Origin of the sequence: Aquabacterium lacunae (assembly GCF_004310865.1) — a bacterium.
Classification (GTDB): domain Bacteria; phylum Pseudomonadota; class Gammaproteobacteria; order Burkholderiales; family Burkholderiaceae_C; genus Aquabacterium; species Aquabacterium lacunae.
In genome coordinates this window covers 1-658 of record NZ_SIXI01000041.1, presented here as the reverse complement: position 1 = coordinate 658, position 658 = coordinate 1, and the positions used below count along the sequence as shown (strand labels likewise).

1 protein-coding gene is annotated in these 658 nt (G+C 54.0%); it reads left to right on the top strand.

Annotated elements, in window-relative coordinates:
* Positions 1-447 (top strand): hypothetical protein (locus tag EYS42_RS17215; protein WP_207301186.1); only part of this gene is annotated, 447 nt, incomplete at its 5' end.
* Positions 448-658: the final 211 nt, after the last annotated feature.

Below are 658 nucleotides of genomic sequence, written 5' to 3'. Positions count from 1 at the left end.
ATCCGTGGCCTAACATTACGGTCAAGCGGACGCCAACAAAGCCCATGGCTTCGCCATTTTCATGGGCTTTGTTGGTGCCCTCCACTCGCTGCGCTCCTTCCGGCGCAGCTTACCTTGGGCGTTAGGCCAACACAATCGCCGCATTCCATTTATCAACTCGTCTATATGCGAGCAACGTCTCCACAGATTCAGATGAATGCAGAGATACTTTGGAGCGCCCTTCAATCTGCTTTTCCGGAAAGGAGCGCCCGTGTGAAGCATAAAGTAACCCCTGTGAGCGGTAGCGACGAGGAATTTTTAATCAAGTTGCAGCAACTCAGCTCCTACGCATCCATCGCGAACGGTCGTTGTGGCTACATTGGGAATCCGTACGAACAGCTTGATGAGGATTTTTTGATCCTCCTAGAGCTTGCAAGAAAAATTTCCTTAAAAGGCAAACAAAGTTAACTGCGGGCTGACGAAGCTCGCCTGCCTTTTTGGATATTCCCAACCAACGGACGACCTCTTCTCTATGCAACAACGCACGCCCACTGGCGCACGCCATCGCTCTGGAAGTGGTAACGCCATCACCGAGCACTGGCACGGGCGCTTCGCGCAGGCACCGTGGCCTAACTCGGCGGTCAAGCGGACGCCAACACTGGCCATGCCTGCGGCATCT